Source organism: Cellulomonas sp. P5_C6 (assembly GCF_054049635.1).
In genome coordinates this window covers 1-1,874 of sequence record NZ_JBFULZ010000338.1, presented here as the reverse complement: position 1 = coordinate 1,874, position 1,874 = coordinate 1, and the positions used below count along the sequence as shown (strand labels likewise).

Below are 1,874 nucleotides of genomic sequence, written 5' to 3'. Positions count from 1 at the left end.
GCGCCCCGCAGCGCACCCCCGTCTGCCCGCTCGGCTCGCCGTCCGCGGCCGTTGGTCGCCGAGCGCTACCTCCCGTCGCCGACGGCTGTCGCCGGGCGACCGCGCTCGGTGACGCAGGGAGGCGTTCGAGAACCACCAGCCGCGCCCGTCGTTCGGGCCACTCGTTCCACCGCGCGCACCTGCCGGCGACCGCGCCCATTCGTCGCCGAACGCGCCACTTCGTTGCCGGGTGCGCTACTTCCTCGCCGAGCGCGCCCCTTCCGCGCCGCGCGCTGTCGTCGGGCGGCCGCGTTCGGCGACACAGGTCCGCGCTCGGCGAGGAACGTCGGCGTTCGCGAGTCAGCCGTCGCGTCATCGCCTGTGGAGAACGTCGGCGGGGGCGCAGCCGGGGTTCCTATCGTGCTGCGATGCGAACCGATCACCCACTGACCGTCGCGGGGCTGATCCGCGTCGAAGGCGGACGCGAGACACGCGTCGGCCGGGACCGCGGGCAGCTCGCGGACGCGTGCAGGCGCGGGGAGCTGGTTCGTGTTCGTCGCGGCTGGTACATCGGCGCCGACACATGGAAGTCGATGACCGCCGACGAGCGATACCGACTCGTCGTCGTCGCCGCCGCGCGAGGCCTCAGGACGGCGACGTTGTCCCACTGGTCCGCTGCGGCCGTGTGGAACCTTCCGATGGTCGGGCGCCGAGGTTCGAGCGTCCACGTCACCCATGCCCCGACCGGCGGTGGACGGACGCGTCACGGCGTCGTCCGGCACGGCTCGGCTGCGGCCGAGGACGGAATCGAGGTCGAGGGGCTACGGGTGACGACAGTCGCTCGGACGGTCGTCGACCTCGCCCGCGGCGGTGGATTCCTCGCGGGCGTGTGCGCTGCGGATCACGCCTTGCGTGAGTCGATGACCACGTCCGCGGAGCTGACGCGCGAGGTCGGCATGCTGGACGGCGCCCGAGGAGTTCGTGACGCTCGGGCAACCGTCGGGTTCGCGTCGCCGGCGTCGGAGTCGGTGGGGGAGTCGCTCAGCCGCGTGCGGATGTTCCAGCTCGGTGTGCCAACTCCGGTGCTCCAGCACGAAGTCCACGACAGTCGCGGTCTGGTCGGTCGTGTCGACTTCTGGTGGCCGAGTCTCGGCGTCGTCGGCGAGTTCGACGGTCGCCAGAAGTACGGCGTCGCGACGGGCGAGGATCCTCGGGTCGCGGCGGACCGGCTGTGGCAGGAGAAGCAGCGTGAGGATCGGATCCGTTCCGTGGGCGTCGGCGTGGTCCGCTGGACCTGGTCCGACGCGTGGGCGGGCGGGCCGATGGTCGCGATGCTGCGGGCCGGGGGCGTGCGCTGAGGCCCCGCCGTCCTGACCTGATTTTGCTGTGCCGGGACGACCAGTCGGCGAGATCGTGCTGCCGGCACGGGCACTGAAGGACTGCGGCGCCGGGGAGCCCCGAGCCGTCGGAGGGCGTCGGTGGTCCGCGCGATCGGCCTTCCCGTGTTGCCCGTGGTGCGAGTCGCCGCTGAGTCCAGCGCGGTCTCTCGTACGCGAACGCGGTTCGACGCCCGCGAACGCGGTGGTCGGACGACCGCCGTCGGCGTCGGGCGACCGCCGTCGGCGACGGACGAGCGCGGTGGCGACTGGATCGGGCGCTCGGCGACCGCGGGTCGGTCGAACGGGGCGTCGCGCGATCGCCCTCGGCGACGGGCGACCGCGGTCGCGATGACCGGCGGCGCACGGCTCCTGGCGACGCGGGTCGGCCACCGTCCGACCGCGGGTCTGTCGAGCGCGCACGCAGAGTGCCAGCAGGTGATCGGGACAGGACGAGGGGAGCCGCGGCGGTCGAACCCACCGGGCCGCCGGGCCGCGAGGCGGCTGGTCGCGCAGGCC

The 1,874-nt window shown here is 73.7% G+C and carries 1 protein-coding gene; it reads left to right on the top strand.

All coding sequences use genetic code 11. The features are described from left to right. Nucleotides 1-1,337, top strand: a 1,337-nt coding sequence (locus tag ACXJKG_RS20885; protein ID WP_456847635.1) for a type IV toxin-antitoxin system AbiEi family antitoxin domain-containing protein, incomplete at its 5' end; no start/stop codon positions are given. Nucleotides 1,338-1,874: the final 537 nt, after the last annotated feature.